The 14943-nt window shown below is 72.5% G+C and carries 15 protein-coding genes and 1 tRNA gene; 6 read left to right on the top strand and 10 right to left on the bottom strand.

The window, feature by feature from the left end; translation table 11 throughout:
• Positions 1-68: 68 nt before the first annotated feature.
• Complete coding sequence (locus tag BMY61_RS11945) at positions 69-1352, top strand: amidohydrolase family protein (protein ID WP_042451707.1); 1284 nt, start codon at positions 69-71, stop codon at positions 1350-1352.
• A gap of 7 nt (positions 1353-1359) precedes the next feature.
• Here BMY61_RS11945 and BMY61_RS11940 read toward each other — a convergent pair whose 3' ends face one another.
• From BMY61_RS11940 to BMY61_RS11920, 5 genes are all read right to left on the bottom strand, one after another.
• On the bottom strand, positions 1360-1887 hold the full coding sequence (locus tag BMY61_RS11940) for a GNAT family N-acetyltransferase (RefSeq protein ID WP_052438970.1): 528 nt from the start codon (positions 1885-1887) through the stop codon (positions 1360-1362).
• Between the two features lie 338 nt (positions 1888-2225).
• Positions 2226-2591 (bottom strand): ArsR/SmtB family transcription factor, encoded by a 366-nt coding sequence (locus tag BMY61_RS11935; protein WP_042451706.1) that lies wholly within the window; start codon positions 2589-2591, stop codon positions 2226-2228.
• Positions 2591-2962 (bottom strand): hypothetical protein, encoded by a 372-nt coding sequence (locus BMY61_RS11930; protein WP_042451704.1) that lies wholly within the window; start codon positions 2960-2962, stop codon positions 2591-2593. Before BMY61_RS11930 ends, BMY61_RS11935 begins: the two co-directional genes overlap by 1 nt.
• A gap of 242 nt (positions 2963-3204) precedes the next feature.
• The gene (locus tag BMY61_RS11925) at positions 3205-3426 is read right to left on the bottom strand and encodes a hypothetical protein (RefSeq protein ID WP_042451701.1); all 222 of its coding nucleotides are present in this window, start codon (positions 3424-3426) and stop codon (positions 3205-3207) included.
• Between the two features lie 176 nt (positions 3427-3602).
• A tRNA-Tyr gene (locus BMY61_RS11920) sits at positions 3603-3683 on the bottom strand.
• A 185-nt stretch (positions 3684-3868) separates the two neighbouring features.
• Between BMY61_RS11920 and BMY61_RS11915 the strand changes: the two genes are divergently transcribed.
• The gene (locus BMY61_RS11915) at positions 3869-4357 is read left to right on the top strand and encodes a YajQ family cyclic di-GMP-binding protein (protein ID WP_042451699.1); all 489 of its coding nucleotides are present in this window, start codon (positions 3869-3871) and stop codon (positions 4355-4357) included.
• A gap of 70 nt (positions 4358-4427) precedes the next feature.
• Here BMY61_RS11915 and BMY61_RS11910 read toward each other — a convergent pair whose 3' ends face one another.
• Complete coding sequence (locus tag BMY61_RS11910) at positions 4428-5156, bottom strand: DUF4232 domain-containing protein (RefSeq protein WP_052438969.1); 729 nt, start codon at positions 5154-5156, stop codon at positions 4428-4430.
• A gap of 179 nt (positions 5157-5335) precedes the next feature.
• Between BMY61_RS11910 and BMY61_RS11905 the strand changes: the two genes are divergently transcribed.
• Both BMY61_RS11905 and mug read left to right on the top strand, forming a co-directional pair.
• The gene (locus BMY61_RS11905; RefSeq protein WP_075003866.1) at positions 5336-6637 is read left to right on the top strand and encodes a helix-turn-helix domain-containing protein; all 1302 of its coding nucleotides are present in this window, start codon (positions 5336-5338) and stop codon (positions 6635-6637) included.
• Positions 6638-6666: 29 nt separating this feature from the next.
• On the top strand, positions 6667-7239 hold the full coding sequence (gene mug, locus BMY61_RS11900; RefSeq protein ID WP_042451695.1) for a G/U mismatch-specific DNA glycosylase: 573 nt from the start codon (positions 6667-6669) through the stop codon (positions 7237-7239).
• Positions 7240-7253: 14 nt separating this feature from the next.
• Here the strand turns inward: mug and BMY61_RS11895 are convergent, their stop codons facing one another.
• Positions 7254-7655, bottom strand: a complete 402-nt coding sequence (locus BMY61_RS11895) for a YccF domain-containing protein (RefSeq protein ID WP_042451692.1) — start codon at positions 7653-7655, stop codon at positions 7254-7256.
• Between the two features lie 439 nt (positions 7656-8094).
• Here BMY61_RS11895 and BMY61_RS11890 point away from each other — a divergent pair, with 439 nt between their 5' ends.
• Positions 8095-9516: a magnesium transporter MgtE N-terminal domain-containing protein gene (locus BMY61_RS11890; RefSeq protein ID WP_082015242.1), complete on the top strand. Its 1422-nt coding sequence runs from the start codon at positions 8095-8097 to the stop codon at positions 9514-9516.
• Positions 9513-10862 (top strand): NRAMP family divalent metal transporter, encoded by a 1350-nt coding sequence (locus BMY61_RS11885; RefSeq protein WP_236656194.1) that lies wholly within the window; start codon positions 9513-9515, stop codon positions 10860-10862. Before BMY61_RS11890 ends, BMY61_RS11885 begins: the two co-directional genes overlap by 4 nt.
• 9 nt (positions 10863-10871) lie before the next feature.
• On the opposite strand, the gene htpX is transcribed toward BMY61_RS11885, so the two are convergent.
• The 3 genes from htpX to BMY61_RS11870 all read right to left on the bottom strand — a co-directional run bounded on the left by htpX (position 10872) and on the right by BMY61_RS11870 (position 14940).
• Entirely contained in the window at positions 10872-11759 is an 888-nt protein-coding gene (gene htpX, locus BMY61_RS11880; protein WP_042451689.1) for a zinc metalloprotease HtpX, read from the bottom strand.
• Between the two features lie 124 nt (positions 11760-11883).
• Positions 11884-13386, bottom strand: a complete 1503-nt coding sequence (locus BMY61_RS11875; protein WP_042451687.1) for an NADH-quinone oxidoreductase subunit N — start codon at positions 13384-13386, stop codon at positions 11884-11886.
• Between the two features lie 3 nt (positions 13387-13389).
• On the bottom strand, positions 13390-14940 hold the full coding sequence (locus BMY61_RS11870) for a complex I subunit 4 family protein (protein WP_042451685.1): 1551 nt from the start codon (positions 14938-14940) through the stop codon (positions 13390-13392).
• Positions 14941-14943 lie beyond the last annotated feature (3 nt).

Genomic DNA, 14943 nt, shown 5'->3' with positions numbered 1-14943 from the left:
CCCTGCGGCCCGGCCGCAGCGCCCTAGGCTCACAGGTCTGCGATCTTGGCGGAGGGAGCGTGCGGGGCATGGGACCTGAAGCGGAGCCGGAGCCTGTGCTGCCCGGACCGGGCGCCCTGCTGCTGACCGGCGCACGCCTGGCCGACGGCCGCACGGTGGACGTCCGCCTCAGCGGCGACCGCATCGAGGCCGTCGGCACGGCCGGCTCCCTGCGCGCAGCGGAACGGCTCGACCTGAGCGGCTACCTGCTGCTGCCCGCCCCCGTCGAACCGCACGCCCACCTCGACGAGGCGCTCACGGCGGGGAGCGGTGCCCCGGCGGGGAGCGGCGGCGCGGCGAGCAGCGGTGTCCCGGCGGGCGAGGCGGAGGAGGACCTGCGGCGCCGGATCACCGAGGCGGCACTGACCCACCTCGGCTACGGCTCGACCGCCGTACGCACCCACGTCCTGGTCTCCGCGGCGACCGGCCTCACCCGCCTCGACGCCGCGCTCGCGGCGGCGCGCGACCTGCGCGGCCTGATGGATCTTCAGATCATCGCCATGCCTGACCCGTCGCCGAACCTGACGGGCGATCGTGGACGTGAGGAGCGTGCGCTCCTGCGCCAGGCCGCGCGCGCCGGCGCCCACGCCCTGGGTGGCCGCCCCGGCGCGGCCCCGGCGCCGCAGGAGGCGCTGGCGGCCCTGCTGGAGCTGGCCGGAACCTGCGACCTGCCGCTCGACCTGCACCTCGACGGGCCTCGGCTGCTGTCCTCGGGCGGGCCCCGGTTGCTGTCCTCGCTGCCGCCGGGCTCGGTCCTGACGCTCGCCGGCCCGCTGCCCCCGCCCGCGGTATCCACCCTCGCCGACGCCGCCGCACCGGGGAGCGCCGCCACCGGGACGGGTTCGCGCTTCGGGATCGTGGTCCTCCCCCAGGGCGGCTGCTGCGTGGGGCCCAGCGGCCCGGGCGGGTTCGACGCGGCGACCGCGCGACGCCTCGCCGAGTCCGGCCTCCCCCTCGCGGCCGGCAGCGGCGCGCTGCGCGACGCCGCGCGTCCGGTGGGCCGCGCCGACCCGATCGAGGCGGCGTTCCTGCTTGCCGCAGCGACGGGCCTGTCCGCCCGCGCCGCCTACGACACCGTCGCCCCGGCTGCCCGCGCGATCCTCGGCCTGCCGGGCTGTGCGGTCGAACCCGGCCGCCCCGCCGACCTGTTGGCGCTGCGCGGCGACTGCCTCGACGCGGCGCTGAGCGGCGGTCACAGCCGCGTGGTGCTGCACGCGGGCCGCGTCGTCTCCCGCACCAGCGCGGTCCGCGAGTACGCCGACACCACGACGGCGGCGGTCCCCCGCCAGGTCCGCCCCCTGGGCCCGGCGTAGCCGTCGGCTACGCCTCGCCCAGCGTCCGGCGGTAGTGCACGAGCAACTCGCCCCAGTCGTCGATCTTCACGCGGCCGGTGCGGCGGAAACCCAGCACGCGATAGAGCCGGTTGGCACGCAGGTTGTCGGCGTGCGTCCACAGCTGCGCCTCGGTGAACCCGCGCTCGCGGCCCTCGGCGACGACCCGCTCGATCAGTCGCCGGCCCACCCGTTGGCCCCACCGGTCGGGCGCGACGCTCAGCAGGCTGAGGTGGAGCAACCCCGGCTGCGGCGGTCCCGCGCCGTCGTCCGCCAGCCCCTGGACGCCCAGCACGGTCCCGATGATCCCGGGCCCGCCGTCCTCCCGGCGGCCCTCCTCGCGGGCGAGCAACAGCATCGCCCCGGGCGCGGCCATCCGCGCGTACGCGGACCTGACGTGCGCCCGCGACAGCGGCCGCCCGTTGCGGCGGATCATGTGCGAGTGCTGCCAGACAGCCAGCGCCTCCCCGACCTCCTCAGCCGCGGCCGGCCCGATCACCACCACGCCCCCGCCCATGCGGCCCCCTCGCTCGACCCGCCTCCCGCCCGTGCGGTCGCTTTCTACCACTCCCCCTGCGACCGCACGACCCCCGCGGCCGGACAAAAGCAGGCGCCCCATCCGTGTTTCCACAGATGGGGCGCCTCTTCGTTTCCACCTGGCGGGTGCAGGTTTCGAACCCGCGCAGCTTGCGCGACAGATCTGCAGACCGCGCGCCGAACCACACCTGACCTGCCTCGCCGCCCAGGCCCGGCCGGGCGGCCCCACGCATCCCCCACCGCGGCTCGTCTGCCCGCCAGAGCGTCCCCGCCTCAAGGGTCGGTCAGGTCCGCAGGCGCCATCGTCGCGATTTCGCTTCAGGCGGTTGGCGCCAGGCCTGAGGCGGTGGCGTCGTCCGACTCACGCAGCTGGTCGAGCAGGCGGTCACGGTCGGCGAGCATGACGGTGAGGATCCGGCGCGCGGCGGCAAGCAGGTCCGCCACATCGGTGCCCGCCAGTTCGTAGCAGACGTTCACGCCGTCGCGGTAGGACACGACGATCCCGGAGCGGCGCAGGACCGCCAGGTGCTGGGAGAGCGTGGAGGGCTCGATCTGCAGGTCCGCGAGGAAGTCGCGAACAGGGCGGGGGCCGTGCTGGAGGAGTTCCAGCACTCGGATCCGAACCGGATGGCCCAGAAGCCGGAAGAATTCGGCCTTGACCTGGTAGAGCGGTGGTGCCGCCATTACACGTCCAGGTCCTTCTCGATCAGGTGCAGCTTTCGGCGTGCCATCGCCAGATTCGCCCGCGCGCGATCCAGCGCAAGGTAGAGGAACAGGCCTTGGCCGGACCGGGCGGTGAGAGGACGGATGATGTGGTACTGCTCGGTCAGCGTGATGAGGATGTCCTCGATCGCGCCGTCCAGGCCGAGCATCTCCATCGTGCGGAGCTTCGCCCGCACGACGTCCGTGTTGCCTGCGGAAGCAGCAGCCAGGTCCAGCTCGCGTCCCCCGCCGGCAGTGCCCAGAGCCAGGCCGCTGTTGTAGTCGACCAGGGCCACCCCGAGGGCGCCGTCGATCATCATCGCTTCTTTGAGTGCAATGTCGGTATTCGCCATGTCCAGGGACCGTAGTGGGATGCGTAACTGAGGCATCGTCGAATTGAGGAAAACCGCAACTCGTCAGCTGCGCGTGTGTAAGATCCGCGCAGCCCTGGGGTTGCCGATCCGGGTCCACATGGGCCTACCACGGTGACGGCCGCCCACTGCCGTGCGACCACTCCACAGCACGGGCCTCGCGAGCCAGAATGCTCGAGGTCGTCGGGCAGGCGGTGCCCAACGGGGTCGGAACGCGTCCGATCTCAGGCGAACGGGGAGAGGCCAACCGCCTCCAGGTGGTCCAGCACGGCCGCGAGGCAGGCGTCAGGGGACGGCAGGTCGACCCGGAAGAAGGACTCTTCCCCCAAGCCCCCGCCCGAGACGATCACCATCCAGCGCGTGCCCCGGGAGCGCTCACCGTCCGCCTTGAAGACGACAGAGCACCCGTGCTCGGCCAGCCACTCCATGAGTTCCAAGACATCCATGCACACCCCTCCGGGTGTGATCTTGCCTCAGCCTGGACGAGCAAGCCCGGTCGCAGCGTGCCCCGCGCGTGCCCTGGGGCAGCGGGGAACACCGGGGAGCGGCGGAGATCACCGGGGATTGGACATGCGAGAGGCCCCGGACCGTTGTGCTGGTCCGGGGCCTCTCGTCTTCCACGTGGCGGGTGCAGGGTTCGAACCTGCGTAGCTTGCGCGACAGATTTACAGTCTGCTCCCTTTGGCCGCTCGGGCAACCCGCCAGGGATGGTGTCTTCGCGGTCTCCCGCTCCGACGACGTAAACCATACCTGATGGTGGGGGGTGCTTCGCCACTCGGTTGATCAGTGTGGGGGCAGGCGGCGGCGCAGGCGGGTGGCTAGGCTGGATCGACCACCGTGCCCGGGCCGGCGCACGGGCCCCGTAGCAATCAAGGAGACTCAAGCATCATGGCCGACTCCAGTTTCGACATCGTTTCGAAGGTCGAGCGGCAGGAGGTCGACAACGCGCTCAACCAGACCGGCCGAGAGATCGCCACGCGTTTCGACTTCAAGAACGTGGGGGCCTCCATCGAGTGGTCCGGCGAGAAGATCGAGATGAAGGCGAACGGCGAGGAGCGGGTCAAGGCCATCCTCGACGTGTTCGAGACCAAGCTGGTGAAGCGCGGGATCTCGCTGAAGTCGCTGGACGCGGGCGAGCCGCAGCTGTCCGGCAAGGAGTACAAGATCTTCGCGACCATCGAGGAAGGCATCACTCAGGAGAACGCGAAGAAGATCGCCAAGATCATCCGCGACGAGGGCCCCAAGGGCGTCAAGGCGCAGGTCCAGGGCGAGGAGCTGCGCGTCAGCTCCAAGAGCCGTGACGACCTGCAGGCCGTCCAGGCGCTGCTCAAGGGCAAGGACCTGGACTTCGCGATCCAGTTCGTGAACTACCGCTAGGACTCGGACAGGCAGGGCAGAGCGAGGACGGTGGTGGGGTCTCCCGCCGCCGTCCTCGCTGCTTTCCCGGTCAGGACTGCGGGGTGTCGGCGGACTGCATCGAGGTGACCGCGTCGGCGACGGTCGCCTCGTAGAGGCCCAGCTTGGGCTTGAGGACGAGCGCGCCGGAGCCGAGCGGGAAGTTCAGCGTGTCGGCGTTCGGCATGTGGTCGCCGTCGGCCAGCACGTTCAGCTCGTCGATGCCCGCGACGGTGCCGGAGGTCGCGCCGCTCGGGTCGAGGTCGATGACCGCGTAGGCGGTGCGGCCGGCGTAGACGGGGTAGGCCGGGGCGCCGCCGAGGCCGCCCGGGACGAGCGGCTTGACCGCCCCGGCGGCGTTCGCGGCGTGGGACTGGTCCAGGTAGACGAGCGGGAAGTAGCTGAGCCCGCAGGAGCGCGACCCGGTGTTGCGGACCGAGATGACCCGCTGGGACGGCGCGGCGGCACGGCGGGTCACGTGCACGGACAGCTGCCCGGCGGAGCACGGGTGCTTGTAGGCGTAGCTGTCGCTGGTCGCGTCACCGCCGCCGGTGCCCGTACCGCCGGACGCACCGTGGGACGGCGCCGACGACTGCGCCGACACGGGAGCCACTCCCGTGCCGCCCGGGGCCGGGCTCGAGGACGCCGGGTTCGACGCCGCCACGGACGAGGCGCCCGACGCCGTTCCGGTCGTGCCCGGCTGGCAGGCGGTCAGGGCGAGCGCGCCGAGGGCGAGGACGGCGGCGGAGGACAGGGCGGACTTCAGGGTGCGCAGAGACATGGCGGCAAACCTTCGCTGTCTGAGAGAGCTGGTCGATCGGTCTGCCGCAACCGTCGTCCACGTCCCGTCCCCGATGCCACAGTCTCGCGACAGTTGGGGACGCTGGAACGTTCCTGCCGCCCTGACCTGCGAGAATGGCACTGCCTGGAACGCCGGTCCGGGACGAGGGGGAGGACGACATGGCCACGCACATCGAGGATTTCGCGGCGACGCTGCGAGAACTCAAGGAGCGGTCGGGGCGCAGCTACGGCCAGCTCGCCGCACGACTGCACGTCAGCACCTCCACCCTGCACCGCTACTGCAACGGCGCCGCGGTCCCCACCGACTACGCCCCGGTCGAGCGCCTTGCCCGCCTGTGCGGCGCGAGCCCGGACGAGCTGGTGGCGCTGCACCGCCGCTGGCTCCTCGCGGACGCCGCCCGCCGCGAACCGGACCGCGAGCCGGGGCGCGAGCCGGACCGCGAGCCGGGGCGCGAAGCGACGCCCGGGCCGACCCCCGTGCCCGCACCGGAGCCCGCACCGGAGCCCGCACCGGAGCCCGCACCGGAGGCTGGTCGGCAGGATCTCCTGGAGGCGCCGCCCCGACGGCCTCGGAGCCGGCGGACCGTGCTCGCACTCGGCGCGGTCGCGGCCGTCGCCGCCATCGCCGCGATCCCGCTGGCCCTTCACGGCACCGGCGCCCCCCAGGACGTCGGCGCCTCCTCCCCCGTGCCGGGTCGCAGCGTCACCGGCGCGGCAGGGACACCTTCGGCGAGCCCCCTTGTCTCCGCGTCCCGCTCCGCGACGGCGTCCCCCACCTCCCCGGCCGCGAGCGGCAGCCCCTCCGGCTCCGCCTCCGCCGCACCGACGCCGGGCGGCCCGACGCCGTTCCGGGTGAGCGTGCTGGCGGACAACTGGGACACCCAATGCGGCCAGTGGTTCCTGATGAACCAACAGCCCGGCAAGGTGCCGCCGCCCCCTTCCCTGGAGCAGGCGCAGGCGTGGGCGTCGGCGCTCGGCGGGATCCCGGCCGGGCACCTGCGACTGCAGCTGACCGCGCAGGGACTGGGCAGCCAGTCGGTGGTGCTGCACGCCGCCTACATCCACGTCCTGAGCCGGAAGCCGGCGCCGAAGGGGCTCGCCTACACGCCGGCCGACGGCTGCGGCGGCGGGCTCGACCCGGCGTCGTTCGCGGTGGACCTCGATCGGACGACCCCCGCCACGACGCCCGTCGCGGGCACCGTGGGCAACGGCGAGACCTCCCAACTGCTGAACTTCCCCTTCCAGATCTCCGCCACCGACCCGCAGGTGCTCGACGTGGACGCGAGCACGGTGCAGCAGGACGTCAGCTGGTACCTGGAGCTGGTCTGGAGCAGCGGAGGCCAACAGGGCCGGTACCTCGTGAACGACAACGGCCGACCGTTCCGCACCGTGGGGCTCAAGGGGGACCCGGCCTACTCCTACGACGGCAGCAAGTGGATCCCGACGGAGCCGGACCAGTAGGAGCCCGAGGCGGTCGGCACACTAGGGGCATGAAGCCGACCGCCGAGCAGCTCGCCGCCGCGCAGGACGCGACCATCGCCGACGTGATCGGGCCGGATCTACGGGTGCTGTTCTGCGGCATCAACCCAGGTCTGTGGTCCGGCGCGACGGGCCGGCACTTCGCCCGGCCGGGCAACCGCTTCTGGCCGGCGCTGCACCGCTCCGGCTTCACGCCGCGTCAACTGCGGCCGGAGGAGCAGGACGAGCTGCTCGGCCTCGGGCTCGGGATCACCAACGTCGTGGCCCGCACCACCGCCAAGGCGGACGAGCTGACCGCCGAGGAGTACCGGGAGGGCGGGAAGGCGCTGGTCGAGCGGGTGGAACGGTGGCGTCCGCGCGTGCTGGCGGTTCTCGGCATCGGCGCCTACCGGGCCGCCTTCGGCCGACCCAGGGCCACCGTCGGCCCGCAGGACCTGGGCCTGGGCGGCGCGACCGGGGACACCCTGGTCTGGCTGCTGCCGAACCCGAGCGGCCTCAACGCCCACTACACGCCGGACGGCATCGCCGCGGAGTTCCGCCGCCTGCGCGCGGCCGTCGAGGACGAGGACCGCGCCGTGGACTGAAGGTCAGCGGGGTCTCACCAGCCCGCGAACCTCTGGTCGGTCGAGACGATCTCGCGGCCGAGCGGCATCAGCGAGATCGGGATCATCTTCAGGTTCGCCCAGGCGAACGGGATGCCGATGATCGTGCAGGCCAGGGCGATGCTCGTGGTGAGGTGGCCGAGCGCGAGCCACCACCCGGCGAAGACCAGCCACACCACGTTGCCGACGCAGGAGGGCGCGCCCGCGTCGTCGCGTACCCGGGTGGTGCGACCGAACGGCCACAGCACGTAGACGGCGAGCCGGAACGAGGCGATGCCCCACGGGATGGTGATGATCAGAATCGTGCAGACGATGCCGGCCAGCACGTAGAGGATGGACATCCACAGCCCGGCAAAGATGAGCCAGATGACGTTGAGGACGAAGTTGATCAGCTTCACGTCTCTCCTCGATGTCGTCGATGCCGACACGTCCACTCGGCTACACGCCCGTCCGAGCCAGTCTGGTTCCCCGCCGGGCAGGCCGCCACTCGAGCCCTTACCCGCCCCGGAGCTGGACTGATGGCGTGCCTGTGCTCCACCTGGGTAGAATCCGGCCGGTTGCCACCGTGTCGAGCTGTCATTGTGTCAACGGCACCTGCGGCGTCCCGCACCTACGGCGTCCCGACCGGAAGGAGGCGAACAGTGGACAGTAGTCCGGGCCATAGTCGGCCCCACCCCGCACCGAAACCGTCCATCGCCTTCTCCCGCCGCACGAGGTCGACCGCCCCGCGCCGGTAGGCGTGCTCCCAACGAATCGCGCCCACCTCTGTGCCCGAGGCCGTCCGGCTGCGTGCTGCCCTGCTCCGCCTCACTGCGGATTACTGGGGGTGTCTCCGCCATGGCTTCCACCACCTCGCGCTCGACCACGCGCACGTCCGGCTCCGCCGCCGGACCGGGCGCGTCCGCGCTGCTGATGAGCACCACGGCCAAGCTGCGCGGCCGTCGCGTCCAGCTCGTGCGTCAGGCCACCGCGTCGAAGACGGTCCGGGACGCGCTCGTCTCCCTGGCCGGCCTGACCGGACGCCCCGTGCTCAACCCCGTGGGCGACGAGGTCGGCCGCGTCGTCGACGTCGTCGCGCGGCTGTACGGCAACGAGCCCTACCCGCCCGTCACCGGTCTGGTCGTCCGCGTCGGACGCCGCCGCTCGTTCCTGACCGCCTCCGCCATCGGCCAGATCCACGCCGACCGGGTGCAGCTCAAGAGCGCCCGGATGGATCTCAGTGAGTTCGTCCGCCGCCCCGGCGAGGTGCTGCTCGGGCGCGATGTGCTGGACCACCAACTGGTCGACGTGGACGGCGTCCAGGTGAACCGCGCCGCCGACCTCTACCTGGCGCCCGTGGGCGGCCGCGTGCTGCTCGTCGGTGTCGATGTCAGCCTCCCCACCCTCCTGCGGCGGCTCGGCCCGAAGCGCTGGCAGACGCGAGCGACACCCGATCGTGTGGTCGACTGGCAGACGGTCGCCCCCTTCGCCGAGAACGCCACCGACGGCCCGGCCGAGGTGAAGCTGAACGCCTCCCGCTCCGCGCTGCACCGGCTGCGCCCCGCCGAGCTCGCCGACCTGCTGGAGGACCTCGGCCGCGCCGAGCGCCAGCAGCTGCTGGCCATGCTCGACCCCGCCCACGCCGCCGACGCGCTGGAGGAGATGGAGCCCGCCGAGCTGGAGAACCTGCTGCGCGAGTCTCCGCCGGAGAGCGCCGCCCGGATCGTCGAGGAGATGGAGCCGGACGAGGCCGCCGAGGCCCTGCGCGACCTCCAGCACGACGAGCGCGAGCAGCTGCTGACCCACATCGGCGACGACGAGGCGGCGCAGCTGCGCGAGCTGCTCGCCTACCCGGAGGACACCGCGGGCGGCTCGATGACGACCACGCTGGTGACCGCGCGCCGGGAGCAGACCGTCGGCGAGATCCGCGCCGAGCTGGCGACCTCCGCCGAGCACCGGACCGAGATCGACGCGGTGGCGCTGGTCACCGAGGACGGCCTGCTGCTGGCGGACATCCCGCTGTTCGACCTGGCCGTGGCCGAGGACCGCACCACCATGGGCGAGGTCGCGGACTGGCTGAGCCAGTTCACCCGGGACGAAGCGGTGGCCGCCACCGCCCGCCTCGGCGAGGTGGCCGAGCGACTGGTCGCCTCGCGCGCGTCCTCGCTCCTGGTCGTGGACGACGAACGACGTCCCGTGGGCCGGATCCTGGCCGACGACGTCCTGGACTACCTGCTGCCCGCCCGGGGCCGCCTGCACTTCCGGAGGTTCCTGCAGTGACCGTCGAGACCGACAGGAGCCGGGCCGAGGCCGCCGGTGCCACGGAAGGCGTGGGCGCACTGCCGGCGAGCCGGCTGGCCCGGATACCGGTGCTGGGCCGGATCACCCGCTGGAACCGCTGGGCCCGACTGGTGGCCCTGATGGGCGTGGCCGGGCCGGGCCTGGTCGCGGCGAACGCCGGCAACGACGCGGCCGGGATCGCCACCTATGCGAGCGCCGGTTCGCAGTACGTCTACGGGACGCTCTTCTTCATGGTGCTGGTCACCGTCGCCCTGGTGCTGGTGCAGGAGATGGCGGTCCGGCTCGGCGCCTTCACCGGCAAGGGGCTGGGCGCGCTGATCCGCGAGCAGTTCAGCCTGCGGGCGACCGGCCTGGCGCTCGGCTGTCTGCTGCTGGCCAACACCGGCCTGGTGGTCTCCGAGTTCGCCGGGATCGGCGCGGGCTTCGAGCTGCTGGGCGTGCCGAAGTGGGCGATCATCCCGCCTGCCGCGCTGCTGCTGTGGGGGCTGGTGCTGTTCGGCTCCTACCGCTACGCCGAGCGGATCTTCCTGGTGATGTCGCTGGTCTTCTTCGCCTACCCGATCGCGATGATCATGGGCAAGCCGAACTGGGGCACCGTCGGCAAGAACCTGGCGATCCCGCACCTGAGCGGCGACAAGGACTTCATCCTGCTGGCCGTGGCCCTGATCGGCACCACCGTCAGCCCCTACATGCAGTTCTACGCCGCCTCCGGCGTCGTCGACCGCGGCACCCGCACCATCGACTACCCCCTGATCCGCGCCGACGCGATCATCGGCGCGGTCTTCGCCTGCTGCATCAGCCTGACGATCATCATCGCGACCGCCACCACCATCGGCGGCACCGGTCCGCTGAACTCGGCCGCGGACGCCGCCAAGGCGCTGGAACCCGTCGCCGGGCAGAGCGCGGAGCTGCTCTTCGCGCTCGGCCTGATCGGCGCCTCCGCGCTGGCCGGTGCGGTGGTGCCGCTCTCGGCGAGCTACGCGATCGGCGAGGCGGCCGGAGTGGAGCGCTCGGTCTCCCGCTCGTTCCGCGACGCGCCGTTCTTCCTCACCCTGTTCACCGCGCAGATCGCGCTGGGCGCGGTGGTCGCGATGACGCCGATCGACGTGATCCAGCTGCTGATCGGCACCCAGGTGCTGCAGGGCCTGATCACCCCCGTGGTCCTGGTCTACCTGCTGATCCTGACCAACCGCCGCAGCCTGCTGGGCGAGCACGCGAACAAGCGCGGCTTCCGGATCGCCGCCACGGTCGTGGTCGTGGGCGTGGCCACGATGTCGACGGTCCTGCTGGTCGACACGGTCCTCGGCTGGTTCGGCCTGGGCTGAGGCCCCGGGTCAGGACCGGTCCGCGGCGCTGTCGTAGCCGGCCATCTGCTCCAGGCGGGCGATGCGCTCCGGCATCGGCGGGTGGGTGGAGAACAGCTTGGTGGCCAGCCCGCCGCCGGAGCCGGCCCGGAACGGGTTGGCGATCATCATGTGGCTGGTCGTCTCCAGCTCCGGCCGGGCGGGCAGCGGCAGCATCTGGGTGCCGCGCTCCAGCTTGCGCAGCGCGCTCGCCAGGGCGAGCGGGTCGCCGGTGAGCTGGGCGCCGGAGGCGTCGGCCTGGTACTCACGGGAGCGGCTGACGGCCAGTTGGATGATGCTCGCCGCGAGCGGCCCCAGGATCATGATCAGCAGCATCCCGACCAGGCCCGGGCCCTCGTCGTCGTCGCTGCGGCCGATCGGGATCAGCCAGGCGAAGTTGACCAGGAACATCACCACCGAGGCGAGCGCGCCGGCCACCGAGGAGATCAGGATGTCCCGGTTGTAGACGTGGGACAGCTCGTGCCCGAGCACGCCGCGCAGCTCGCGCTCGTCGAGGATGTTGAGGATGCCCTGGGTGCAGCAGACCGCCGCGTTGCGCGGGTTGCGGCCGGTGGCGAAGGCGTTGGGCGCGTCGGTGGGCGAGATGTAGAGCCTCGGCATGGGCTGCCGCGCGGAGGTGGAGAGCTCCCGCACGATCCGGTACATCACCGGCGCCTCGATCTCGCTGACCGGGCGGGCCCGCATCGAACGCAGCGCCAGCTTGTCGCTGTTCCAGTAGGCGAAGCCGTTCGTCGCCAGCGCGAGGAGCAGCCCGACGACCAGGCCGGTACGGCCCCAGAAGCTGCCGATCACGATGATCAGCGCGGACATCGCGCCGAGGAGTACGGCCGTCTTCAGACCGTTGTGCTGGCGGTGCACGGAAGCCCTCCGAGACGTGCGTGGGGGGTGTCTTTCACAGCCCGTTCGGTGTTTTCAACGGGTGAGACGGATTCGTTGGTTCCCTTCTCACCCGTGCGGGCTCCGCGCGCAAGTCGAGGTGGTGCTACCCGAACAGGGAGCCCGACGCCAGCTGCAGGACGAGCTGCGGGTCCACCGACAGCACCACGCCGAGCGCCGCCGCCAGGGCCAGCGCGCCGACGAGCGCGACCGGGACCGGGCGGCGCACCGCGACGGCCTCGGGTGCGGCCTGGAAGAGCTTCGCCGTCCACACCAGGTAGTAGTAGAGGGCGATCACGACGTTGACGGCCATGATGACGGCCAGCCAGCCCATCCCGGAGTCGACGACCGCGCGGAAGACCACGACCTTGCCGAACAGGCCGATCACGCCCGGCGGCAGGCCGGCCAGGTTCAGCAGGAAGAAGGCCATCGCCAGGGCCGCGGCGGGGCGGCGGGAGAACAGGCCGCGGTAGTCGTCCAGGCGACTGCCGGCCGAGGTGACCACGGCGAAGGCACCGAGGTTGACCACGCCGTAGACGAGGGCGAAGGCGACCGTCGCGCCGATCGCGGCGGCGCTGGCGCCCCAGCCCGCCGCGGCGATCGGGGCCAGCAGGTAACCGGCTTGGGCGACCGAGGACCAGGCCAGCAGGCGCACCGCGCTGTGCGGGGCGTCGCCGCGCTGGCGCAGGGCGCCGACGTTGCCGACCGTCATGGTGAGCGCCGCGAGCACCGCCAGGGCCAGACCCCAGTCTCGCCCGTAGGAGTGAAAACCGAGCACGGCGATTGCGGCGAGGCCGGAGAGTCCGGCAGCCTTTCCGACCACGGAGAGGTATCCGGCGACGGGCACCGGGGCGCCCGCGTAGGTGTCGGGCACCCAGAAGTGGAACGGCACGGCCGCCGTCTTGAAGGCGAAGCCGACCAGGGTGAGCACGGTCCCCACGGCGGTCAGCGGCTGGAGCTGCCCGGGGACGCCCGGCAGGGCCGCGGCGATCCGGTCCAGGTAGAGGCTGCCGGTGGCGGCGTAGACGAAGCTCACGCCCAGCAGGGTGACGGCGGTGGCCGTCACCGAGGACAGGAAGAACTTCAGCGCGGCCTCCCCGCCGCGGCCGTCGCGGCGCAGCGCGACGAGCGCGAAGGCGGGCAGCGAGGCGACCTCCAGCGCGACGACGAGCGAGGCGAGGTCACGGCAGGCGGGCAGCAGGGCCGCGCCGCAGGTGGCGGCGAGCAGCAGGAACCAGAACTCGCCCGTGGGGAGGCGGTCCTCCTCGACGGAGACGATCGAGAGCAGCGCCACGACCAGTGCCCCGCCGAGCACCAGCAGCTGGAAGGCGAGCGCGAAGTGGTCGGCCACGTACGAGCAGGACGTCGGCACGTGGGCGGAGCCGGGGAGGCAGAAGGTGCTGCGGGGGCTGTCGACCAGCGGCAACAGCAGGGCCAGCGCGGCGACGAGCCCGGCGACGGAGAGCCAGCCGAGCAGCGGCTTGTGCCGCGGCGGCAGGAAGAGGTCGGCGACGAGGACGACGAGCGCCAGGGCCGCGGGCACCAGCGGCGGCGCGATCGCGACCCAGTCGACGGACTGGATCATGGAGGGAGCGGCGACGGTCAGCATGGCTCAGCTGCCTCCGAGCAGGGCCTTGACGGCGGGGGTGGTCAGCGAGAGCAGCAGCGCCGGCCAGAGCCCGGCCACGACGGTCAGGACGACCAGCGGGGTCCAGGCGGCGGCCTCGTAGCCGCGGACGTCGAGGAGGGCAGGGGCCTTGGCGGTGGCCGGGCTCTCCAGCGCCGGGTCGCCCATGCAGACGCGGCGGACGACGGAGAGCAGGTAGGCCGCGGTCAGCAGGGTGCCGAGCCCGGCCAGGGCCATCAGGGTGAGGAAGGTCGGCCGGGAGAGGCCGGCGGCCGGCTGGAAGGAGCCGAGCATCGCCAGCAGCTCGCCCCAGAAACCGGCGAGGCCCGGCAGGCCGAGGCTGGCGACGGCGGCGAAGGCCAGCAGCCCGCCCAGGCGTGGCAGCCGCCCGTACAGTGCGGCGCCGCTGTCGGCGCCGGCCCCGGCGAGCGCGTCGAGGTCGGCGGTGCCGTAGCGGTCCTTGACGGCGCCGACGAGGAAGAAGAGCAGGCCGGTGATCAGGCCGTGGCCGATGTTGGCGAAGAGCGCGCCGTTGATGCCGGTGGCGGTCAGCGTCGCGATGCCGAGGAGCACGAAGCCCATGTGGCCGACGGACGAGTAGGCGATCAGGCGCTTCAGGTCGCCCTTGGCGCCGGGCCGGACCAGCGCCAGGCAGGCGAGTGAGCCGTAGAGGATGCCGACGACGGCGAAGGCGCCCAGGTAGGGGGCCAGGGTGTGCATGCCGAGCGGAGCGCTCGGGATCAGCACCCGGACGAAGCCGTAGGTGCCCATCTTCAGCAGCACGCCCGCCAGCAGCACGGAGCCGGCCGTGGGCGCGGCGGTGTGGGCGTCCGGGAGCCAGCTGTGGAACGGCCACATCGGCGACTTGACGGCCAGTCCGAGACCGATGGCAAGGACGACGATCACCTGGGTGCCGCGGGAGAGGCCAAGTCCGTGGTGGGCGGCCAGCGCGGTCATGTCGAAGGTGCCGCCCTTGAGGCCGAGCAGCAGCAGGCCCAGCAGCATCACAGCGGAGCCGAGCAGGGTGTAGAGGATGAAGCGGAACGCTGCCGGGCCCCGGTTCTCGCCGCCCCACCGGGCGATGAGGAAGTACATCGGCACCAGCACGATCTCGAACGCCAGGAAGAACAGCAGCAGGTCCAGCACCGCGAAGGTGGCCAGCATGCCGGTCGCCAGGAGCAGCAGCAGGCCGGTCCAGGCGCGCTCGCTGCCGCCCGCGGGGAGCTTCCGGAGCGAGTAGATCGAGCACAGGAAGGTCAGCAGCGCGGTCAGCACCAGCAGCGGCAGCGAGATGCCGTCGACGCCGAGGTGGAAGCGGACGTTCAGGGCGGGGATCCAGGCCACGTCGGTGACGGCCTGCATCGCGGCGGGGCGGTGCAGGTCGAAGCCGGCGGCCAGGGCGATCGCGAGGGCCAGGTCCGCACCGGTGACGGCGACGCCGAGCCAGAGCGCGCGGCGCCCGCCGAGCGCCGGCACCAGCGTGGCGGCTCCACCGGCCAACGGCAGCGCGAGCAGGGCGAGGAGCAGGGCGGTCATCGG

Origin of the sequence: Streptacidiphilus jiangxiensis (assembly GCF_900109465.1) — a bacterium.
Lineage (GTDB): Bacteria > Actinomycetota > Actinomycetes > Streptomycetales > Streptomycetaceae > Streptacidiphilus > Streptacidiphilus jiangxiensis.
Note: the sequence above shows the minus strand (reverse complement) of the source record. Positions and strands in the feature narration are given on the sequence as shown.